Origin of the sequence: Xanthomonas sp. WHRI 10207 (genome assembly GCF_040202975.1) — a bacterium.
In the GTDB taxonomy this organism is placed as follows: Bacteria; Pseudomonadota; Gammaproteobacteria; order Xanthomonadales; family Xanthomonadaceae; genus Xanthomonas.
Window position 1 is genome coordinate 622,529 of record NZ_JBEGDX010000002.1, and the last position, 21,474, is coordinate 644,002.

Consider the following 21,474-nt stretch of genomic DNA (forward strand, 5'->3'; position numbering starts at 1 on the left):
TCCATGCCACGTCACAGCCTTCTCGCGCTCGCCCTGCTGCTGAGCGCCTGCTCGCACGAACCCACCGCACCCGTCGTTGGCGACCCGCCGTCATCGCCAGCCTACACCGGCGAGATCGCGTATACGCCCGCAGCCGCAGCCGAACCCGAACCCCAACCCGCGCGTCCACCCGTGCTCGCGGATCCTGCACCGATACAACCAAGCCAGGCTGACATGGTCTATGCGCCTAGCCCGCCAGCACCCGCGGCGCCGCAGAGTGCCAATGGCGCACTTGCGCGGCAAGCACCTGCGGCCACGCTGATGGCCAAGCGCGCACTGCCGGATCGGTCCATGCCCGCACCACCCATTGCGTCGATAACGCCGGCCGAGAATCGCGAAACCTACCAGACCCTCAGCGACAACCCGGTCGTGCAGGCCGCGGACAATCCGGTGTCTACCTTCAGCATCGATGTCGACACCGGCAGCTACAGCAATGTGCGGCGCTATCTCACCAGTGGCAGCCTGCCGCCGGTCGATGCAGTGCGTGTGGAAGAGATGATCAACTACTTCCGCTACGACGACCCCGCACCCCGCGACGGCCAACCGTTTGCCGTGCGTACCGAACTGGCGCCCACGCCCTGGAACAAGAACAGCGTGCTATTGCGCATAGGCATTACCGGCCGCGATGTCGCCGCGTCTGCCATGCCGGCAGCCAATCTGGTGTTCCTGGTCGACGTCTCCGGCTCGATGGATGCGCCCGACAAGCTGCCGCTATTACAGTCATCGCTCAAGCTGCTGACACGCCAGCTGCGCGCGCAGGACCGCATCACCTTGGTGACCTACGCCGGCAACACCGCCGTGGTGTTGCCGCCCACGTCAGGTAATCAGCAAGCACGCATCGTCGAAGCCATCGACAGCCTGCAATCGGGCGGCGGCACTGCCGGCGCCAGCGGCATCGAGCTGGCCTACAAGGCAGCGCAGCAGAGTTATCTGCGTGGCGGCATCAACCGCATCCTGCTGGCCACCGATGGCGACTTCAATGTGGGCGTCACCGACTTCGATACGCTCAAGGGCATGGTGGCCGAAAAGCGCCGGTCCGGTGTGGCGTTGTCCACGCTCGGCTTTGGCACCGGCAACTACAACGACACCTTGATGGAGCAATTGGCCGACGCCGGCGACGGTGCCTACGCCTACATCGATTCGCCGCTGGAAGCGCGCAAGGTGTTGACCCACGAACTGGGCGCAACGTTGGAAACCATCGCGCGCGACGTCAAGATCCAGGTCGAGTTCAACCCGGCCACCGTGCAGGAATACCGTCTGATCGGCTATGAAAACCGCGCACTGCGCCGCGAAGATTTCAACAACGACCAGGTCGACGCTGGCGACATCGGCGCAGGCCACAGCGTCACCGCGCTGTATGAAATCACCCCCGCACGCGGTGAAGCCTCGGTCGACCCGCTACGTTATGCCACTAAAGCCAAACGCCCGGCCGCAGACAACGGCAATGAGCTTGCCCATCTCAAGCTGCGCTACAAATTGCCGGACGCGCACCGCAGCCGCCTGCTCGACACCGTCATCCGCAGCGACCAGCAGGTTGCACTGGCAGCCTCCAGCGACGCGTTCCGGTTTGCGGCAGCGGTCGCTGGTTTCGGCCAACGCCTGCGCGGCGGCAACCAATTGCAAGGCTGGGATTATCCGCAGCTGCGCGCCTTGGCAGCAGGCAGCATCGGCAAGGACCGCTTCGGCTATCGCGCCGACTTCCTGCGCATGGTGCAGCAGGCCGAAACGCTGAGCAGCCGGCCGGTCGCCACCACCGACTGATGCGCGCAGCGGTTGCCTATACTGCGCGCATGCATCCTGCCGATCTTGCGCATCTTCCCGACGAGGAGCTCATGCTCCTCGTCGCCAATGGCTTTGTCGAACAGCCGGCCACCGAGCTGTTCAAGCGGCATAACCGCGCCTTGTTCAATTTTCTGGCGTGGCAGTGCGAGGGCAATGTCGGCGAGGCCGAAGACCTGGCACAGAAGACCTGGCTCAAGCTGATGACCCGCTGCAGCGACTACCGCCCCGAGCAAGCCGCCTTCAGCAGTTTTCTATTCCAGATCGCGCGCAATGCGTGGATCGACACGCGTCGTAGTGCTTACGTCGCCACCTCGGTGCCGTTGGACGACAGCCATCTGCACCTGCCCGACGACGACCTGTCCACCGAGCAGCTGGCAATGCTGGGCCAGCAGCAACATCGTGTGCGCAGCGCGGTGATGGCCTTGCCCGATGCACAACGCGAAGTGATCGTGCTGCGGTTCTTCTCAGGTTTGGCCATCGAAGACATCGCACAGGTGGTCGGCGAAGGCTTCGAGACCGTCAAAAGCCGGCTGCGTTATGCGTTTGCCAAATTGCGCCTGAGCCTGGACGCCGCGCAGTGAGCACACTTTTCGAGCGCTTTATTGCTGGCGAAGATGGCCTGGCCGCGTTGCTGGGTGCATTACCGGCCTACGCACCTCCCGACCGCATGCAAGCGTGGTTTGCGCAGGCCGCTGCGCAGGCCGACAGCACGCGCAATAGCGCTGCGCCTGGATCGGCGCAGACAACATCGGCAGACGCAGCAGACACCTTGCAGTTCGAACCACCGGCAACGATGGGCGCCATCTTCGCTGCCGCTGCCGCGCAGGCGGAGCAAGCACAGGCCGCACAGCGCGCCGCCATCCACGCACGACTGGCAGACGGCGACGACGCGGCGCAGGCACTGGGTGCGCCGGTAAACGACAGCACGCGCGCTTGGTTGCAGCAGCAGCTGCCGGTGACGTCCACAGCCACGCATGTCGCCGCGCCTGCGTTGCGGGAGACCGATGGCGCCGATGCGTCTGTGGGTGATGGCACTGCGCCAGTGGAGGCGACGCAGACGGCGAGTCGCTCGTCCTCCAGCGTTGCACCAGGTGATACGTCGCTGGCTCCAGTGCTGGTAGCAGCGACGTCACCGATCACCTCGCAGACCGCGCAGCCCGGCCATACAGCGCAAGCAAACGATGCAACGCGTGCGCATCCCCCTGTCGCGCGTCGCGCACGTCGCCAGCGCTGGATGCCGGCATTGGCGCTGGCGGCCTCGGTCACCTTGGCAGTCGGCGTCGGCCTGCAATGGCAAGCAACTGCGCCGCCGACAACATCGATGCAGGCTGCGCCGGCTGCGGCTATGCCAGCCGATCAAGCCCAGGCCCAGGCCGAAGCGGAATCGCAAACAAGATCGGCCCCGGACAATCAGGCACCGCTGCCTCAGATTCCGCAGCCAGAACCCGCGCCCGCATCAGCGTCAACAGATTTTGATAGCACGGTCGAAGAACGCATGCATCAACCCGCTTCTGCCCCGCCGCCGCCAGCGTTTGCGCCACCGCCGATGCCCGCGCCCGCGCAACCTGTGGAGTCGTTGGTTGTCGTTCCGGCTCCCCCGGCGCCGGCCGCAGCACCTTCCGAACCCGCGCCAATCGCAGCAGCCCCTGCCGCCGACCTTGCGCTGCCGGCGCTACCTGCACCGGTTGCGCCGTCCGTCAGCGCATCAGTCGCCGAGATGCCGTCTCCGTCCGCAAATCGCAACGCCGCTGTGCCGAACACCGCCAATGCCGCGCAGGCGAGCGTACTCAACAAACCGAAGCCGGCAGCTGCGCCTGCGTTTGCCTCTGCGACACCGGCAAACGACATGCAGCCATTCGGGCAATTGGACGCGGGGAACCCTGCGCACTCCACGCCAGCCGCTGCAGTGGTCTCCCGGGCGCCTCAGGATACGCAGCTGTCGCGCGCCTTGATCAAACGCGCGCCGTTGCAGAAAGACGCTGCCGCGCAACAACCCGTGCAAGAACACACCGCAGCGCAGACTCCAGTGCAGGCATCAACAGTGGCTGCTCCGCAAGCCAGCGCCGCAGACGATGCCGCAAGATCCTCCAAGCCGGTGCACTTGCTTGCGTTGACGACCTCGCCGGATACGTGGCTCGACCACGCGCTGCCTGCCGGACAACGTGGGCCGGTGCAGCTGCGCATCTGGACGGCAGATCCCGAGGCGAACGCGTTCCGACAGTGGCTCGATCAACTGCGCGAGGCATACAGCAAGCGCAATGTACCGGCGCAACTGGACATCGCCCGCGACCCACGCCTGCCAACAGACCGCGTGCGCGTCGAAACGGTGAGCCCAACGCAACCGAAGTGAGTGCAGCCAACAAAACGTAGCGAACAGACGGCAGGCGACTGTGGACGGCGCACAGGAATCGCAGTGTCAAAGTGATCCATGTCGACTAAGACCACCGGTCGCGCCGGTCGATGCCGCGCTATCGCTATCGCTATCGCAAGCATCCGCTATCGCCAGCAGAATGCGGCACACCTCACTCCACGTCGAACTCCCCGTCTTCGCGCAGCAGGCTGGTCAGCACATGATCGCGCCAGACGCCGTTCAACTGCAGATAGCGTCGCGCGCGGCCCTCGATCTGGAAGCCCAACCGCGCCAGCACCTGCGCGCTGCGCACATTGTCCGGCACGTATTGCGCCATGACTCGATGCAACCCGAGCGGCCCGAACACGAACGCGATGCCCTGCGTGGCGGCCCACTGCATCAAACCGCGCCCCTGATGGGACGCATCCAGCCCGTAGCCGAGATGACAGCCCTGAAACGCCCCGCGCTGAATCTGGGTGAAGCCCACCGTGCCGATCACGTCTGGCCCGGCACACAGCACCAGTTGCAGTTCGCGCTCACCGGGTACCGACGCGCGGTAGGCGATGCACAACCGGCGCCAGCCTTCGACGGTGTAGAACGCAGGCGGCCGCAGCGGCATCGCCTCGATCAGATGGCCGCGGTTGCGCGCGTGATAGTCGGCCACTGCGGCGGGGTCGGCGTTGCCCAGATCGGACAACACCACACCGTCCGCATGGCACACGGGCTTGAAGGCGGGCAGGCTCATGACGTCACTCTACAATCGCGATATCGCGCATCGTATCGATCAGCGCCAGCTGCGCAGCGCGATGCGAAATCCACAACGCTGACGCCGAACCGTCCACCCGCCGCGCTAACGCATGCACGTGACCGCAGACGCATCGCCTGGATTCCAGTCGTTTCAAGCGCGGCGATCCACACGCTGCGTGCATGCCCCGCTTGGATCTGGAGATCACACAGAGGCTGCACTCTGCGCGCACGCCCTGCCGAAGGAGAGCACCGCACACGCCGGTCCGACGGCTGCGGTGTCGCTGTGCCGGCTGCGCTAGGCGGCGGCAGCCGAGGCAAGCGCCTGCGCCACCTGCGACTCGATGGCGTCCAGATTCGGCAGCAGCGCGCTCTGCTCACCAAGCAACACGCGCATGTGCACGCCGTCCGGCAGCGCGTCTTCCGAGGCGTCGGCCAGCAAGCCGTCACGCGGCACCGAGATCAGCTGCGGGAACGAGGCAGTGAGCAACGCGAAGTACGGCAGCACGGGATTGCCGCCCAGCGCCTTCAGCACGATCACCTTGTTGTTGACGGCCGTGGGTTCGTCGCCCAAGCCGCTGAGGCGTGCGAACGACAGCAGCGGCACTTTCCAGCCGTACCAGTCGATGCGCCCAACCACCCAGCGCGGCATGTCCGGCAGCGCTTCGACTGCCACGCGCGACATCACCTCGGCCACCGTGGCGTTCGGTAGCAGTACCCGCTCGGTGCCGGCCTGAATCAGGACGCCGCGGATTTCGTCATTGTTGGCGTAGCTCATCGCACCATTCCGATCTGAGAGGGAGCGCCCGGCTTACGCCGGCCAACGCTGTGCCAACGCCTGCGCCAACTGCGCGGGATCGCCGGTCAAAATGCCTTGTCGTGCCAGGCGCGCCGCAGCGGCCGGGTCGTAGCAACCGTCGGCGGACTGACCGGCCAACCAGCCACCCTGCTCGGCCAATGCCAGCGATGCATCCACCAGCGTCTCGTTGGCGCCGCTGAGCATCAGCACTGCACTGTCGGTGGCCGGCAGCGCCGCGATCAGCGCCGCAGGATCGCTATGCGCCACGAAGGCCAGTGCACCTGCGTGCTGCTGCAGGCCAATTTCGTCGGACAACACGTAGACCTTGCCCGGCGAAACGACCTGTCCCGGCTCACCCAGCTCGACCGGCAACGCGGAGACGCGCCCCATCTGCCGCACCAGGTTGCCGTACTGGCCGCCATCGAGGGTCATGCGCACCAGTACCGCACGCGGGAAGTTAGGCGGCAGCGCCGCCAGCAGCCGGCGGATCGCATCCGGCCCACCAATGCCGGCCATCACCAGCACCGCGCCGGTCACTTCGCCGCTGTGTTCCAGATCCACCAGCGACAAGCCGCCGGTCGACAGCGCTGCCACGTCCACTTCGGTACGCGGGCGCACCACCACGGCAACCTCGTCGACCAGACCCCAGGTACTGGAATCGCCCAGCGTCGTACTCGGCTTGTCGGCAGCGGCAGGCGTCTGCGCGTGATCGACAGCGCGCGTAAACATGGCATCACCCGGCATGCTTTCGAAGGCATGCGCGGCCGCTTCCAGATGTTGATCGAGTTGTAGGTCCGAATGCTGCCGCGGGGCGAGGGTCAGACCCGGCTCGGGTTGCAGCGAGGGTTCGCTTTCGGTGCCCGGCGGCAACACATCGGCATGGCCGTGCAGCTTGGCGGCCAGATGGCGTACCCAACGCTGCGCTTCCCAGCCCTCGCGGCGCACCGTGAGTTCGGCTTCGTCGAAGATTACCGTCACGCCAGGCATGTTGAAGGCCGGCTCCAACGCCTCCAGCGCGTCTTCGATCGACGGTTCCAGCGCGACCAGCACCGCCACCGGCTCGGCGTCGCGCAACATCTGCACGTCTACCGCAGACGGTTCGTCTTCCAGCACGACCTGCGCACCGGCCAGGCCGAGCGCTTCGCGCAGACGCTCGCGCGCCTCACCCGGCCGGCCCAGCAGGGCGACCGGAGTTCCCATTGCGCCATTAGTCTCGGACACGAGCGATCCCCAGCAGGTCATACACGTTGCGCATCAGATCCAACTCTTGGTAAGGCTTGCCCAGGTAGCGCTGCACGCCGATCTCGAAGGCGCGCTGGCGGTGCTTCTCGCCACTGCGCGAGGTGATCATCACGATCGGCACCGCCTTGAAGCGTGGGTCGGCACGCATCGCGGTGGCCAGCTCGTAGCCGTCCATGCGCGGCATTTCGATATCCAGCAGCATCAGATCCGGAACGCGCTCTTCGAGCAGTTCCAGGGCCTCGACGCCGTCGCGGGCGGTGGTGACATCCAGGTTGTGACGTTCCAGCACGCGGCTGGTGACCTTGCGCATGGTCAGCGAGTCGTCGACCACCATCACCAACGGCACCTGGCGCTGCGCCTCGGCCGGGGTTTCCAGCGTCGGACGCGCCGGCTGGCTGAGGTAACGACGTACCAGCGGCGCCACGTCCAGGATCACCACCACGCGGCCATCGCCGGTGATGGTGGCGCCGTAGATACCCGGCACCGAGGCGATCTGCAGGCCCACCGGCTTGACCACGATTTCGCGGTTGCCCAGCACCTGATCGATCGCCACTGCCGCGCGCAGATCACCCGCACGCACCAGCAGCAACGGCACCTGCGCCTGACCATCGGCACGTGCAACGGGCTGGCCGACCAGCGAGCCCAGATCGTGCAGCACATACTCCTCGCCGGCGTAGTGGTAACCGCCCTCACCCGACTCGTAACGGGTGCGCGAGATGCGGCCGATACCGCTGACCGAGCCCACCGGCACCGCGAACGTCGTCTCGCCGATGCGCACGAACACCGCCTGGGTGACCGCCAACGTCTGCGGCAGGCGCAGCGTAAAGGTGACTCCCTGCCCACGTACCGAGTGGATGTCCACCGAGCCGCCGAGCTGACGCACTTCGTTGCGCACCACGTCCATGCCCACACCACGGCCGGACAACTGACTGACCTGTTCGGAGGTGCTGAAACCGGAGGCGAAGATCAGACCATCTAGTTCGGCCTCGCTGAGCTCCTGGCCCGGTTCGATCAGGCCGCGCTGCTCGCCACGGCGACGGATCGCCTCGCGGTCCAGCCCGGCGCCGTCGTCGGCCACTTCCAGCACGATTTCCGAGCCTTCGCGGCGCAGCCGGATCGCGATATTGCCTTCTTCCGGCTTGCCTGCGTCGCGCCGCTGTTCCGGCGTTTCCAGCCCGTGCGCAACCGAGTTGCGCAGCATGTGTTCCAACGGCGCGACCATGCGGTCGAGCACGTTACGGTCCAATTCGCCCTGGGTGCCTTCCAGCAGCAGATGCACTTGCTTGCCGGTCTCGCTGGCCGCCTGGCGCACCACACGGCGCAGACGCGGCACCAGGCCGTCGAACGGCACCATGCGCGCACGCATCAGGCCGTCCTGCAGCTCGGAGCTGACGCGCGACTGCTGTTGCAGCAAGCCGTCGTACTGACGCGAGAGGTCTTCCAGTACACCTTGCAGACCGCCCAAGTCGGCGGCCGATTCGTTCAGCGCGCGGCTGAGCTGCTGCAGGGTGGAGAAGCGGTCCAGTTCCAGCGGATCGAAGGTGCGATCGCCCTGGTCCTGCTCACGCTGATAACGCGCCACGATCTGCGCTTCGGTTTCCAGATCCAGACGCCGCAACTGGTCGCGCAGACGGGCGTTGGTGCGATCCAGTTCGCCCATGGCGCCACGGAATGCACCCAACTGCTGTTCCAGACGCGACCGATAGATCGCCACTTCGCCGGCATGGTTGACCAAGCGGTCCAGCAGGTCGGCACGCACGCGCACCTGTTCCTGCTGTGCACGCGGCATCAACTCTTCTTCGACCTGGCCTTCGGCCGGGATCGGCGCCGACAACGGTGCCTGCTCCACCGACGCCTTGGCGATCGCGCGGACATCGGCGTCGCTGGGCGGGGCGGCATCGCGGCCACGGGTGCGGGTTTCGAATGCTTCCACCAGGTCGGTCGGCATCGACACCGCGCGGTGCATGCCGGTGCGGGTCAACAACTGATGCAACCGGTCGAAGCCGCGTTCGAACAAGCGCACGTCGTCGCGATCGATGTCGGTACGGTTGGCCGCCACCGCTTCGAGCAGCGATTCGATCGCATGACCGAGGTCGCCGATGGCGTTGATGCCGGCCATGCGCGCGCCGCCCTTGAGCGTGTGCAGATCGCGCTGCAGTCCGTTGAGGACCTCGCGGTCTTCCGGCACTTCGCGCATGCGGGCGATCAGACCATCGCAATGGTCCAGCAGGTCGCGGCCTTCTTCGACAAAGATGTCGATCAGCTCGCCATCGAGGCGATCGAAGTTGAGCGGACCGATATCGAACGCGGCGCCCACCTCGTTGCTGGCCGTCTCGACCGGCGCGGCGTCTTCCACCGGTGCGCTGAAGGCCGCGGCTGCGGTGGTTTCATGCTCGGTGTCTGCGTGCTCGGCGTCTGCGTGCTCGGTGTCGGGTGCGCTGTGGTCTGCATGCTCGCCGGCGTCGACGTGCTCTGCATGCTCCGGGTGTTCGAGCTGATCGCGCGTTGCGGTCGCGTCGTCATGCTGCGCATCGGCGTCGGCCGTCGCGATCTGGTCATGCTCGATCTGATCATGCAACTCAGGCGCAATCTCGGACTGCGGATCACCCGATTCCTCGACCTGATCGGCCGCATGCGCCATTTCGAACGCCTGCACCGACTCGATGGTCTGCTCCGACACTGCCTCATCGGCGTGCGCCGTCTCGGCCTGCTGCGCGTCGGCATGCTCGGCCTCTGCGTGCGCTGCGTCCAAATGCTCGACGTCCGCCTGCGCGGCTTCGTCGACAGTCTCTGCAGTCAACGCGTCGTCGTGCGACAGCTGGTCCGGCTGCGCCTGTTCGATCGCATCCAGCTGCTCGCTCGATTCGCCTTGCGCGTCCGACTGCGACGGTGCGTCGGACGCCGTCTGCGCTTCGGAATGCGCAAGCTGCTCGGCGTCCGCATGGCCTTGCGACCCTGCGTGCTCGTCCGCTTGCGCGGCGTGCTGTTCCTGTTCGCTGACCTGTGCATCGGCGTCGTGCGCCTGCAGCGACTCGGCGTGCTCTGAGCCCTGGTCTGCGACGTGCTCGGCATGCTGATCCTGCGCACCGGCGTCATGCTCGGACGACGCAGCAACGTGGTCGAGGTGGCCCTGATCGGCGTACTGACCCTCCTGATCGGTCGAGACACTGTCCAGCGCCGCGGTTTCCGGGGTCCAGTCTTCGGCGATTGCGGCAGGCGCTTCGTCGGCGACCGGCGCATCGGCGTGCACTGCTTCCAATGCGTCGATGGTTTCGACAGTTGCTTCGTCTGCAACCGTGTCGGTATCGGCCACTGGCGCAAGCGTCTGCGATTCGCCCAGAGTGGCTTCCGCCTCGGCCAGCTCGTCTACCGCAACGGCATCGTCTGCGTGCGTGCCATGTTCTGCCGCGTCGGACGCAGCGGAAGGCGTTGCATCGGAAGCGACGTCCGCTTCAGTCGCTGCAGCTTCGGCATGGTCTGCAGGCTGCAAGGCCGTTTCCGCTGTCTCGGCGTGCTGCAGTTCAGTGGCATCCCAGGCGTCGGCTTCGACCGCCGGCTCATCGGAGGTGTCGTGCGTCTCGGCGGCCTGCAAGGCCGCTTCGTCGTGCTGCGCGGCATCGCCATGCAGCTGTTCGGACTGCTCTGTGTGCGTCACCGCTGCGGCGCCATCGCTGGACGCGGCATCGGACGCGGCAAATGCAGTGTCCTGCTCCAGCGCTACGGCCTGTGCATCGCTCGCTGCAGGTGCTTGCAGCGATTCGTTCGCCTCGGCCTCGGCCAGCTCGTCCACCGCAATCGGTGCCTCGGCGTGTGCGTCGGCGTCTTGCGACTGGTCGGACGGATGCGCCGGTGCGGCGGTATCGGCCGGCAGTGCGCTGGAGTCCAGGTACTGCGACAGATCTTCCACGCCGGTGAGTTCGACCGCTTCGCTGGCGGCAACTTCATCGCTGGCAGCGTCGAGGTCGTCCAGCTCGTCCAGGAACGCCTGCGGCGGCCACTGCGCTTCGGGAAGCGTGTCCACCAACGCGCGCAAGCGCTCGGTCAGGGGCGCAAACGATGGAATCAACGGCGCATCGGCGCGCAGTGCGGTGACCGTGGTGGCGATCGCTGCGGCCGTGGCCGTGATCGCATCGATCCCGTCCTGCGATGGCGTTTGCGACGCCCCCAGCAGACGCTTGACATAACTTTCGGCCGGCGAGGTCACCAAGGTGATTTCCGGCACATCGGTCATCGCGAACGCGCCACTCATGGTGTGCACGGCGCGCAACAATTCTTCGGTTGCCAGTTGCGGCTCGGCCTGGGTGGCCTGCAACCAGGCGTTGACCGTTTCCAGATGCGTGGCGACTTCGGCTTCGAGGATCTCGCGCAGCACGCTGTCCACCGATGCGGGGGTCCCGCCGCTGGCGACAAACGCACCGGCAATCGCAGGAATCGCAGGAATCGCAGCAGTCTCGTCAGCCACCGGCGTGACCGGGGCTGGCACGTAATAGATCTCTTCACCAGCGGCAACCCGCTCGGCGATTGCCTGGATTTCCGGCAGATCGGCACTGATGCGGCCCTGGTCGCGCAGCGCTGCATTGAATTGCGGCAGCACCTCGTAGGCAAGCTCGACCATCGCCACGACCGCCGGGCTGGCCGGGCGCGAGTTGTCGAGCACGCGGTTGAGCATGCTCTCGACCTTCCAGCTGAACTCGCCGAGCACATTGGCACCCACCAGACGCCCACTGCCCTTCAAGGTGTGGAAGACGCGGCGGATCGGGCGCAGATGTTCCGGGCTATTCGGCGCAGCGCGCCAGACCGGCAGCAACTGCCCGAGGTTGACCAGCTCTTCGTCGAATTCTTCGAGGAAGACATCGCGGATATCGTCGTCGATATCGCTGTCGCCAAAGCCGCCGAAAATGCCGGCATCGGCATCGGCAGCAGCCGGTTCGCTCACGGCCTGCACCGGCGTGGCGTCGGACGCTGCGTCGCTGCGTGCCGATGCATCCTGCGGACGCTCCACGTCGAATTGCGCGGCGGCAGCGTCGAGCTGTGCCAGGAAGGCAGACGATGCATCGTCCAGTTCGAACTCGCTGACGGTCGCCTGCTGCACACGCGCAGCGGTCTGCTCGGCAGTGGCGTCGGTCGGCGCATCCTGTGCGTCATCGGGCGCGGACTCGACGAACGGATCGTCCAGTTCCTGCGGCGGAGCCGGCGGCGGCGAGAACGCATCGTCGATGCTGATCTGCGCGCGGCGCGCTTCGTTCTCGGCAATGAAGTCCAGCGGCGCGTCGACCTGGTCCGCATCGCCGGGCAGATCGATCTGCTCGATATGCAGCGTCGTCTCGGCCACCGCAGGCGCAGCGGCCTGCTCCTGTTCCAGCGCGCTCAGATCCACGGTGTAGCTGACCTGCGCGGCCTCGCTCGGCGCGTGGCTGTCCTGCTCGGCCGATACCGGGTCGAACGCAGACGTGGCGATCGGTGTGGTCTGTTCGGTGGTTTGCAGCTGCCAGTCACCGGGCGCGTGCGCACCGTCGTCGGACAGATCCAGCGGCGCAACCGTAAACGGCACGTGCGCCTGCCCGGAGAGGGTTTCTTCTGCGGCCACCGGGTCGAACGAGAACACCGTATCGGTGGCCGCAGCGCCGGTGTCGTGCACCACGCTGGCCGCGAACGGCGTTTCGACCACGGTTTCGTTGGCCCATTCCAGCGACGCGACAGGCGCCGCATCGTTGGCCGCCGCTTCCGGCGTGCCGGCGTGCTGGGTGAGCGACGCAGCGACCGGCTGCGACTCTGCCACGTTGCCCGGCTGGTCGGCACCGACCGGCAATTCGGACGGCTGGCCCGACGGCAGCGGCCAATAACGCAGCGTTTCCAGGCTATTGCGGGTGATGTCCAGAATCTCTTCGCGGCCGGGACGGCGCTCGCGCAGGGCTTCCAGGTAGTACTCCAGGCTGGCCATCGCGTCGGCCAGCGTATCCAGCTGGCGGCCGCTGGGCACGCGCTGCTTACCGATCAACTCCAGATCGACGTAGCGACGCACACCTTCCAGATAATCGGCGGCCTGCGGCAGTTCGAGGATGCGCAAGGCACCACCGACTTCGCCGAGCAAATGCGGCACATCGGTCAGACGCGCGTGATCCCAATTGGTTTCGATGAAGGCGACGAAATGCTCGCGCGCCGCACCGAAATTGGCGATCGCTTCCTGCGCCAGCACATCCACGGTGCGGCGCACTTCTGCCGAGGTGGCGCTGTTGCCGGCCTCATTGCCGTCGCCGATGTCGGCACCAAGACTGGCGACCTGATCGTCCAGCGACGCATCCACGTACAACAGCGCGCCGGCGATATCCAGCAGCACGCCTTCGTCCATCTGCACCTGGCCATCGACCACGCGTGCCAGTGCATCGCGCTGCTGCACGACGACGTTGCGTGCCACGCCCAGACCCATCATGCCCAGGGTGTCGGCAACGCTGCCGAGGTCCTTGACCTGGGTCTGCAGCTCGGCGATGTCGCCGCCGGTGCGCAGGTGCAGGTCCAGCGCGTCTTTCACGCGCAGCAATTCTTCCTTGACCGCACTGCCGACGGTATCGAGCAGTTCGCGGTTGCGGCCAGACAGGCTGCCGCGCGCGTGATCCAGCTCGGCTTCGGTGGCAACACCGGCCTGCGGGTCGAATGCGAACAACACGCTCTCGTTGAGACCCGGCTGGCCACGGGTGGCGCGGATTTCATTGAGCAGCGGCAGCAGCACAATCGGAATATCGCGGTGGCCGTTCTGCAAGCGCTCCAGATAATCGGGCAGCAGCACGGTGCCACGCATCAGCATGGCGCAGGCTTCGTCGCGGTCGGCCACTTCGCCGGCCTGTACGGCCTGGGCGAGCAGCTCGAGCTCCTCGGCCACCATCGCCGGCGCGTACAGCTCGACCATGCGCAAGGTGCCCTGCACTTGGTGCAGGTAACCGGCGCAAAGCCGCATCCGACTGGTATCGGACGGTTCTTCGGCGAAGTATTCGATCTCGTTGCGCGCCTGGCGCAACGTTTCGTCCAGCTCCGGCTTGACCCAGCCCAGTGCGGCGTGGCTCATCGCATCGCGAAGCGCACTCATTGCAGCCCCCTGACAACGGCCGGCTCACCGCTTGCGCGGTCACCGGTCACTTCCTGCATCGACGTAATGCGACTACGCGCCATCTGCTGATCCTTTCCCGTTCCGCGTCGTGGTCACGCCGGCAGCTTGAAGTCGGCGACCGAACGGCGCAGATCGGCAGCGAGCTGAGCCAGGTTGCCGATCGAGTCGGCCGTCTGTTCCGCACCCTGCGATGTCTGGCTGGTGATCTGACGGATCACGCCCATGGTCTGTGTGATATCGGTCGCCGCCGCCGACTGCTGGTGTGCGGCGATGGAGATGTTCTTGATGAGGTTGTTCAGTGCGTTGGACACGCGCTCGATTTCGGTCAGCGCGGTGCCGGCGTCTTCGGCCAGGCGTGCACCGGACACCACTTCGGAGGTGGTCTGCTCCATCGAGCTGACCGCCTCGTTGGTATCGGCCTGAATGGTCTGCACCAGGCCTTCGATCCGGCGCGTCGCACCAGAGGTGCGTTCGGCCAGGCGTTGCACTTCGTCGGCCACCACGGCGAAACCGCGACCGGCCTCGCCTGCCGAGGCCGCCTGCACCGCGGCGTTGAGCGCCAGGATGTTGGTCTGCTCGGAAATGTCGTTGATCAGTTCCACGATCGAGCCGATTTCCTGGGTCGATTCGCCCAGGCGCTTGATGCGCTTGGAGGTTTCCTGGATCTGGTCGCGAATCTGGTCCATGCCCTGAATCGTTTCGCGCACCACGCCAGCACCTTCGGCAGCGATGACCACCGAGCGCTGCGCCACTTCGGCCGACTCGGTGGAGTTGCGCGACACCTGTTCGATGCTGGCAGCGATTTCGCTGATGCGCTCGGACGCGGTGGTGATCTGGTTGGCCTGCTGGCCGGCGGCTTCGGCCAGCTGCATCGCAGTGGCCTGGGTTTCCTGAGTCGACACGGCCACCTTGGCGGAGGTGTCGTTGATGGTGGTCACCAGGTGACGCAGCTCGTCCACGGCGTAGTTGATGGCGTCTGCGATGGCGCCGGTCATGTCTTCGGTCACCGAGGCCTTGACGGTCAGATCGCCTTCACCGAGCGAGCTGATTTCGTCCAGCAACCGCATAATCGCCTGCTGGTTGCGGCTGTTGAATTCCACCTGTGCCTGGTAGCGCACGTCCTGCTCGCGGGTCCGTACGCGCACCGAGCTCCACACGAAACCGACGATGGCCAGCAACGCGATCAGGCCGGAGACCACACCCAGCCAGAAGTTCGGAAACAAGCGCGTATCGCGCACCGAACCGAAGGCGGAGAACGCATCGAACAGCTTCTTGCTGTCGTCGAGCATCTTGTTGGAGCCGGCTGTCAGCGCGGCGGCCGACGACTGCGCGGCGAACAGGTTGCGCGAGGTGGCGAGGATGGCGTCGATGTCCTTCTTCATCGTCGTCCACTGCGCCTGCGACTGCTCCAGCGCCGACAACGCGGCCGGGTTGCGCACCGCGGCGATGCCCATTTCTTCGTTACCTGCGCGCAGGCCTTCCAGCATCTGCGTGAACACCACCGAGTCGCGTGCCAGCGCGTCGCCCGAGGCGGCGGCATTGGCGCCACCGGCGCGCATTTCGGTCACCCGACGCGCCATGGTGCCGGCAACCACGACCTGCTGCAGCGTGTTGTAGATCTGCGATGCGGGTGCGCCGCTGACCGTCATCGCGCGCACCACTTCATTCAACTGCGCCTGCAGCTGCGGCACGTTGCCGGAAAAGCGTTCGGCGTTGCCGGCCAGACCGAGCACCGCCGGTTCGCTGGCGATGACCTGGTCGGCGTTCTTGCTGAGCGGCACCCAGGTTGCCTTGAGCTGCGCCATCGAACTGGCCACCGAGCCTTCCTGGCCGTACCGGCCATCCAGTTCGCTCACCGTGCTGTCGATGCGGCCCTTGGTTTCCTTGAAGGCCGCAAACGCCTTGGCATCGCCGGACACCGCTTCGCGGCCGTAGTTGGCCAGCTGCTGCGAGAGCACCTGCAAGTCGGCCGCGCCGGTGCCGGCACCGGCAAGACGACTGCCTTGCCAGGTCGCGACGCCGGTATTGGCGCCAAACACGATCATCGACAACACCAGCAAGCCAAGCCAGAAGCTGGTGCTGACGCTGCCGAGCTTGTTGGTCTTGCGGGCGTCCGGGGCGGTACTCATGGTTCGACCTCGATCTGTATGACGTGGCGGGGTCGCGGCTTAGGCCGCGGCCTGCCGGAATTCAGGAGTGCGCGACAGCAACGCCAGGGAGAACACACCCCAGTCCTGCGTCTCGTTGCGGAAGGCACGGTCGATAAAGTGCGCGTAGCGGCCCTGGGCCAACTCGCCGGGCTCGACCGCCTGTGACTGTTCGAAGCTGCGTTGGCCGTACAGCTCATCGATGGTCAGCGCGACGTCGCCGCCGCTCTGCCGCATGATCAGCACACGCTGGCCTTCCTGCAGCACCGTGCGACGGCCCTCCAGGAACTGCTTCAGATCGATCACCGGAAACAGATTGCCGCGCAGGTTGCCCACGCCCAGCAACCAGGGCTGCCCGCCGGGCACCGGCGTCACCGGCGGCATCGGCACGATTTCCGCCACTTCGCGGAAATCCGACACCAGTCGCCGGGTACCGACCCGGTAGCCGACGCCACGCCAGATATCGACCGAGAACTGGCGTTCCGGCAGCGGCGTGGCATGCGCAAGACTACGACGCTCGTAGTCTTCAAGAATATCGAATGGAGAACGCATCAACGCACCAGTTGTTTGATGCGTGCGATCAAATCGTCTTCGCGCGGCGGCTTGACGATGTAGTCGCTGGCACCTTGTCGCAAACCCCATGCCTTGTCGGTTTCCATGCCCTTGGTGCTGACCAGCAACACGGGAATGTCCTTGGTGGCCTGGTCGCGTGCAAGTGCACGCGTTGCCTGGAAGCCGCTCATGCCGGGCAGCACCACATCCATCAACACCAAATCGGGCGCCTGGCTGCGAATCAGCTCAAGTCCCGCTTCGGCGTTGTCGGTGGCGACAACCGTATGGCCAGCTTTTTCCAGCCATTGACTGAAGACTGCCCGATCGGTGGGCGAGTCCTCGATCAATATAATTCGAGCCATGTTGCCTTTCCCCCTGGTCAGGCGTGGACGTACGTGCGGATCGCGCTCAGTAGTTCTTCACGGGTGAATGGCTTGGTCAGATATTGCTCGGAGCCGACGATGCGGCCGCGTGCCTTGTCGAACAGGCCATCCTTGGAAGACAACATGATCACCGGCGTCGACTTGAAGAGCTGGTTGCCCTTGATCAACGCACACGTCTGGTACCCATCCAGGCGCGGCATCATGATGTCGACGAAAATGATCTGAGGTTGCTGGTCCGCAATTTTGGCCAGTGCCTCGAAACCATCCGTCGCTGTCACTACTTCACAACCTTCCCGCTTCAGCAGCGTTTCGGCGGTGCGGCGAATGGTCTTCGAATCATCGATCACCATCACCTTCAGTCCTGCGAGTTCCCCACCCGCAGCAATGTTTTCACTCATGCAAATATCCCCGGACGCGCAACGCTTCATCCCTTCCGACGTCGCTACGAAACTGCATGTATATCCCAAGACCCGCATTGACTGTCAAGGGCGCATTGCCGGGCCCCCGCCAGGCGGACGTTCCGACCGCGTCTGGGTGCGTCCGGACCGGCAAGTCGCGCATTTGCGACCCGCCAGACACGCCATCGCCCACCGCTTGAAGTTACCATCGGCAGCTTGTTCGAAAGGTTTAGCCCCATGTTGCTCGACGTCGTTGTGGTGATGGATCCCATCGCCTCCATCAAGATCGCCAAAGACACCACCTTCGCCATGCTGCTGGAAGCCCAGCGCCGTGGTCATCGCTTGCATTACGTCCGTCCGGGCGGGCTCAGCCTGCGCGAGGGCCGCGCGGTGGCGCAGGTCGCGCCACTGAGCGTGCGTGAGGACAAGGCCGGCTGGTTCACCCTGGGCGAGTTCGCCGAACTGGCATTCGGGCCCGGCCAGGTGGTGCTGATGCGCAAGGATCCGCCGGTGGATGCCGAGTTCGTCTACGACACCCAGGTGTTGAGCGTGGCGCAGCGCGCCGGCGCGCAGATCGTCAACGACCCGCAGGGCCTGCGCGACTACAACGAGAAGCTGGCGGCGCTGCTGTTTCCGCAGTGCTGCCCACCGACCCTGGTCAGCCGCGATGCGGCGGCGCTGAAAGCCTTCGTGCTGGAACACGGTCAAGCGGTGCTCAAGCCGCTGGACGGCATGGGGGGGCGTTCGATCTTCCGCAGCGGCACCGGCGACCCCAACCTCAACGTGATCCTGGAGACGCTGACCGACGGCAACCGCAAGCTGACCCTGGCGCAGCGCTTCATTCCCGACATCACCGCCGGCGACAAGCGCATCCTGCTGGTGGATGGCGAGCCGGTGGACTACTGCCTGGCGCGGATTCCGCAGGGCGATGAATTCCGCGGCAATCTGGCCGCCGGCGGGCGTGGCGAAGGCCGGCCCTTGTCCGAGCGCGACCGCTGGATCGCCGCGCAGGTGGGCCCGGAAATGCGCCGGCGCGGCATGCGCTTTGTCGGCCTGGACGTGATCGGCGATTACCTGACCGAGGTCAACGTCACCAGCCCCACCTGCGTGCGCGAGTTGGACGCGCAGTTCGGCCTGAACATCGCCGGGCTGCTGTTCGACGCGATCGAGGCCGGCGCCGCGCAATGAGCACGGCCGCGGCGCAGCCTGCTGCGATGGATGAGCGCCAGCGCCTGAGTGCGATGCTGGTGATCTCGCTGTTGCTGCACGCCGCGCTGATCCTGGGCGTGGGTTTTACGATCAGCGAAGACGCGCCACTGGTACCGACGCTGGATGTGATCTTCAGCCAGACCAGCACGCCGTTGACGCCCAAGCAGGCCGACTTCCTGGCCCAGGCCAACCAGCAGGGCGGCGGCAACCACGACACCGCCCAGCGCCCGCGCGACAGCCAGCCTGGCGTGGTGCCGCAGGACCGTACCGGGCTTGCCCCACAGGCGCAGCGCGCGACCAGCGTGCAGGCCCCGGAGCCGACCCAGACCCGCGTGGTGAGCAGTCGTCGCGGCGAGCAGACGGTGCCGACGCCGCAACCCAATCCGCAGACCGACCCGCTCACCCCGGCCGATGCGCAACGCGTGCAGCGCGATGCGGAAATGGCCCGACTTGCGGCCGAAGTGCATCTGCGCTCGGAGCAATACGCCAAGCGCCCGAACCGCAAGTTCGTGTCAGCCAGCACCCGCGAATACGCTTACGCCAACTATCTGCGCGCTTGGGTGGATCGCGCCGAGCGCGTGGGCAATCTGAATTATCCGGACGACGCGCGTCGGCGCCGACTGGGCGGCAAGGTGGTCATCAGCGTGGGCGTACGCCGCGACGGCAGCGTGGAAAGCAGTCGCGTGCTGATCTCCAGCGGCGTGCCGGCGCTGGACGATGCCGCGCTGCGCGTGGTGCAGCTGGCCCAGCCCTTCCCGCCCCTGCCCAGGACCAAAGACGACGTGGACATTCTGGAAGTCACGCGCACCTGGTTGTTCCTGCCCGGCGGCGAGCTGCACGACGACCGCTGAAGGTGCGGTGGGGCGCGACCGATCTGCGCGCGACATGCGAAGTGTTGCGGTTCGGGCAAGACGCGGATTTTACCCTTGGGCTGGTGCGGCTTCCCTTCAGGCGGGTGCGACCTGCAGGCCGGCCCGATCGCCTTGCCCGCGCTGATTGAGCGGAGCATTGACAAGGATCGCAGCCGGCCGCGGCCGCCAGTGTGTTCAGCCAAGCGGTCGCCCGCGTAAGTCAGGCCACCTGCGCCGCGGCATGCAACTGGTCGGCCAATGCCACAATCTCGGCAGCATCCTGGACCCGCTCGCCCCAGGCCGCCGGAATGCCGTCGACGCCGTAGAACGCGCCGGCCAGCTGGCCGCAGATCGCAGCGGTGGTGTCGGCATCGTCGCCCAGGTTGGCCGCGCGTAGCACCGCATCGGCGAACGTCTCGGTGGTGGCGAAGCACCAGAGCGCGGCCGACAGCGAATCGACCACATAGCCGGTGCCGCGGATCTGCGCCGCGGGCACGGACGCGTGGTCGCGCGTGGCCAATGCGCGCACTGCCGGCGTCACCAGGGTGTCGCACTGCGTCTGCAGCACCGCATGACGCTCGCCACCGAGCAGCGCAGCACGCAGCTGCAACGCGAACAGCCGGCAGGCATCCAGCGCTTCGGCGGCGGCATGCGTGGTGCGCGAACTGTCGGCGGCACGCGCGCACAATTCATCGGGACGATGCGCGTAATACATCGGCACCGGGGCCAGCCGCATCAACGCGCCGTTACCGGCCGTGCGCGGGTCCTCGCTGCCGCTGAAGGCCGGGCCGCCATCCAGATACCGCTCCAGCGCCTGCCGCACGGTGCCGCCGATATCGAAACAGGTGCCGGTGCTGCTCAGGTAACCGTGCTGGTACCAGTTGCAGTAGCGATTCATCTGATCGGCGGCATCGAATCCGTGCCGATACAGCAGACTGTGCGCCAGGCACAGGGCCATCGAGGTGTCGTCGGTCCATTGGCCGGCACGCAGCGCGAACGGGCCACCGCCGCGCATGTCGTCGATCGGGGCAAAGCTGCCGGGCGCGCAAAATTCCAGCGTGGTGCCAAGCGCATCGCCGACCGCCAGACCCAGCAGACAGCCGCGAAACCGCGCACGCTCGCTATCGCCGCGTGTCATGGCGCGGCTGCGGCCGCCTTCGCTGCGCGTGCGGCCTGTTGCTCGACCAGCGTCAGCGCGACGTTATCGCGCAGATAGGCCGGTTCCACGCGTTCCGGCGCCACGCCTTCGCCGCGCTGCAACGCCGGTACCGCCAGCGTGAGCAGGTCGGCGGCGTGCGGCAAGGCGCTGGCATCGACGCTGCTCAACTGCGTTGCAAAACGCTGCTGCAGGAGACCATCGGCGGCAGCGAACCCGGTGCCCACTCCGGCGAAGCGGTGCAGTGTTTCAGGCACGACCAGCGTATCGGGCGTGCAAACCACTTCCGGCGCCAGTTCCAAAAACCCATTGCCATGACGCGCGAAGACGCCGGCATACACCTCGCCCATGCGCGCATCGATGCAGGCCAGCACATGCGTGGCATCGGCAGGCGCACGCAGCGCCAGTACCTGCAGCGTGGAGACCGCCAGCACCGGTCGATCCAGACCCAATGCAATGCCCTGCGCGATGCCGATGGACAGGCGCACGCCGGTAAACGCGCCGGGCCCACGACTGACCGCAATCGCATCGAGCTGACGCCGCGTGATGCCGGCTTCGGCCAGCAACTGCTCGGCCCACGGCAACGCCAGTTCCGCGTGGCGACGTGGCGCCAGTTCGAAACGCTCGATGACGCGCCCGCCTACGGACAGCGCGACGGAACAGGCTTCGGTAGAGGTTTCGAATGCGAGAACGTTCATGGCAGGACCGCAGCAGGAAGTA

Annotated in this window: 15 protein-coding genes and 1 other RNA gene; 5 read left to right on the forward strand and 11 right to left on the reverse strand. The window is 66.2% G+C overall.

The window, feature by feature from the left end; all coding sequences use genetic code 11:
- Nucleotides 1–300 precede the first annotated feature (300 nt).
- The 3 genes from ABQU90_RS08325 to ABQU90_RS08335 are packed head-to-tail and all read left to right on the forward strand — an operon-like array spanning nt 301 to nt 4,171.
- A complete protein-coding gene (locus tag ABQU90_RS08325; protein WP_407078770.1) occupies nt 301–1,800 on the forward strand; it encodes a vWA domain-containing protein in 1,500 nt (499 codons plus the stop codon).
- A gap of 29 nt (nt 1,801–1,829) precedes the next feature.
- The gene (locus tag ABQU90_RS08330) at nt 1,830–2,402 is read left to right on the forward strand and encodes a sigma-70 family RNA polymerase sigma factor (RefSeq protein ID WP_055850350.1); all 573 of its coding nucleotides are present in this window, start codon (nt 1,830–1,832) and stop codon (nt 2,400–2,402) included.
- Nucleotides 2,399–4,171 (forward strand): RodZ family helix-turn-helix domain-containing protein, encoded by a 1,773-nt coding sequence (locus ABQU90_RS08335; protein WP_323521385.1) that lies wholly within the window; start codon nt 2,399–2,401, stop codon nt 4,169–4,171. Before ABQU90_RS08330 ends, ABQU90_RS08335 begins: the two co-directional genes overlap by 4 nt.
- 4 nt (nt 4,172–4,175) lie before the next feature.
- On the opposite strand, the gene ABQU90_RS08340 is transcribed toward ABQU90_RS08335, so the two are convergent.
- From ABQU90_RS08340 to pilG, 9 genes are all read right to left on the reverse strand, one after another.
- A non-coding RNA gene (locus tag ABQU90_RS08340) (sX9 sRNA) lies at nt 4,176–4,251 on the reverse strand.
- Between the two features lie 92 nt (nt 4,252–4,343).
- The gene (locus ABQU90_RS08345; protein WP_323521386.1) at nt 4,344–4,916 is read right to left on the reverse strand and encodes a GNAT family N-acetyltransferase; all 573 of its coding nucleotides are present in this window, start codon (nt 4,914–4,916) and stop codon (nt 4,344–4,346) included.
- Between the two features lie 297 nt (nt 4,917–5,213).
- Nucleotides 5,214–5,693: a chemotaxis protein CheW gene (locus ABQU90_RS08350; RefSeq protein ID WP_055849215.1), complete on the reverse strand. Its 480-nt coding sequence runs from the start codon at nt 5,691–5,693 to the stop codon at nt 5,214–5,216.
- A gap of 33 nt (nt 5,694–5,726) precedes the next feature.
- Nucleotides 5,727–6,914: a chemotaxis protein CheB gene (locus ABQU90_RS08355; protein WP_323521387.1), complete on the reverse strand. Its 1,188-nt coding sequence runs from the start codon at nt 6,912–6,914 to the stop codon at nt 5,727–5,729.
- A 7-nt stretch (nt 6,915–6,921) separates the two neighbouring features.
- Complete coding sequence (locus ABQU90_RS08360; protein WP_323521388.1) at nt 6,922–14,037, reverse strand: Hpt domain-containing protein; 7,116 nt, start codon at nt 14,035–14,037, stop codon at nt 6,922–6,924.
- A 113-nt stretch (nt 14,038–14,150) separates the two neighbouring features.
- Nucleotides 14,151–16,187, reverse strand: coding sequence for a methyl-accepting chemotaxis protein (locus tag ABQU90_RS08365; RefSeq protein WP_115554354.1), 2,037 nt, complete (start codon nt 16,185–16,187; stop codon nt 14,151–14,153).
- Nucleotides 16,188–16,226: 39 nt separating this feature from the next.
- Nucleotides 16,227–16,757, reverse strand: a complete 531-nt coding sequence (locus tag ABQU90_RS08370) for a chemotaxis protein CheW (RefSeq protein ID WP_046962985.1) — start codon at nt 16,755–16,757, stop codon at nt 16,227–16,229.
- Nucleotides 16,757–17,119: a response regulator gene (locus ABQU90_RS08375; RefSeq protein WP_006450735.1), complete on the reverse strand. Its 363-nt coding sequence runs from the start codon at nt 17,117–17,119 to the stop codon at nt 16,757–16,759. The genes ABQU90_RS08370 and ABQU90_RS08375 overlap by 1 nt, the downstream gene beginning before the upstream one ends.
- Nucleotides 17,120–17,136: 17 nt before the next feature.
- Nucleotides 17,137–17,538, reverse strand: coding sequence for a twitching motility response regulator PilG (gene pilG, locus ABQU90_RS08380; RefSeq protein ID WP_005913706.1), 402 nt, complete (start codon nt 17,536–17,538; stop codon nt 17,137–17,139).
- A 237-nt stretch (nt 17,539–17,775) separates the two neighbouring features.
- Between pilG and gshB the strand changes: the two genes are divergently transcribed.
- Both gshB and ABQU90_RS08390 read left to right on the forward strand, forming a co-directional pair.
- A complete protein-coding gene (gene gshB / locus ABQU90_RS08385) occupies nt 17,776–18,726 on the forward strand; it encodes a glutathione synthase (protein WP_055849199.1) in 951 nt (316 codons plus the stop codon).
- Nucleotides 18,723–19,598 (forward strand): energy transducer TonB family protein, encoded by an 876-nt coding sequence (locus ABQU90_RS08390; RefSeq protein ID WP_323521389.1) that lies wholly within the window; start codon nt 18,723–18,725, stop codon nt 19,596–19,598. Before gshB ends, ABQU90_RS08390 begins: the two co-directional genes overlap by 4 nt.
- A gap of 220 nt (nt 19,599–19,818) precedes the next feature.
- On the opposite strand, the gene ABQU90_RS08395 is transcribed toward ABQU90_RS08390, so the two are convergent.
- Complete coding sequence (locus ABQU90_RS08395) at nt 19,819–20,736, reverse strand: ADP-ribosylglycohydrolase family protein (protein WP_323521390.1); 918 nt, start codon at nt 20,734–20,736, stop codon at nt 19,819–19,821.
- On the reverse strand, nt 20,733–21,452 hold the full coding sequence (gene tsaB / locus ABQU90_RS08400; protein ID WP_311240119.1) for a tRNA (adenosine(37)-N6)-threonylcarbamoyltransferase complex dimerization subunit type 1 TsaB: 720 nt from the start codon (nt 21,450–21,452) through the stop codon (nt 20,733–20,735). Before tsaB ends, ABQU90_RS08395 begins: the two co-directional genes overlap by 4 nt.
- Nucleotides 21,453–21,474: the final 22 nt, after the last annotated feature.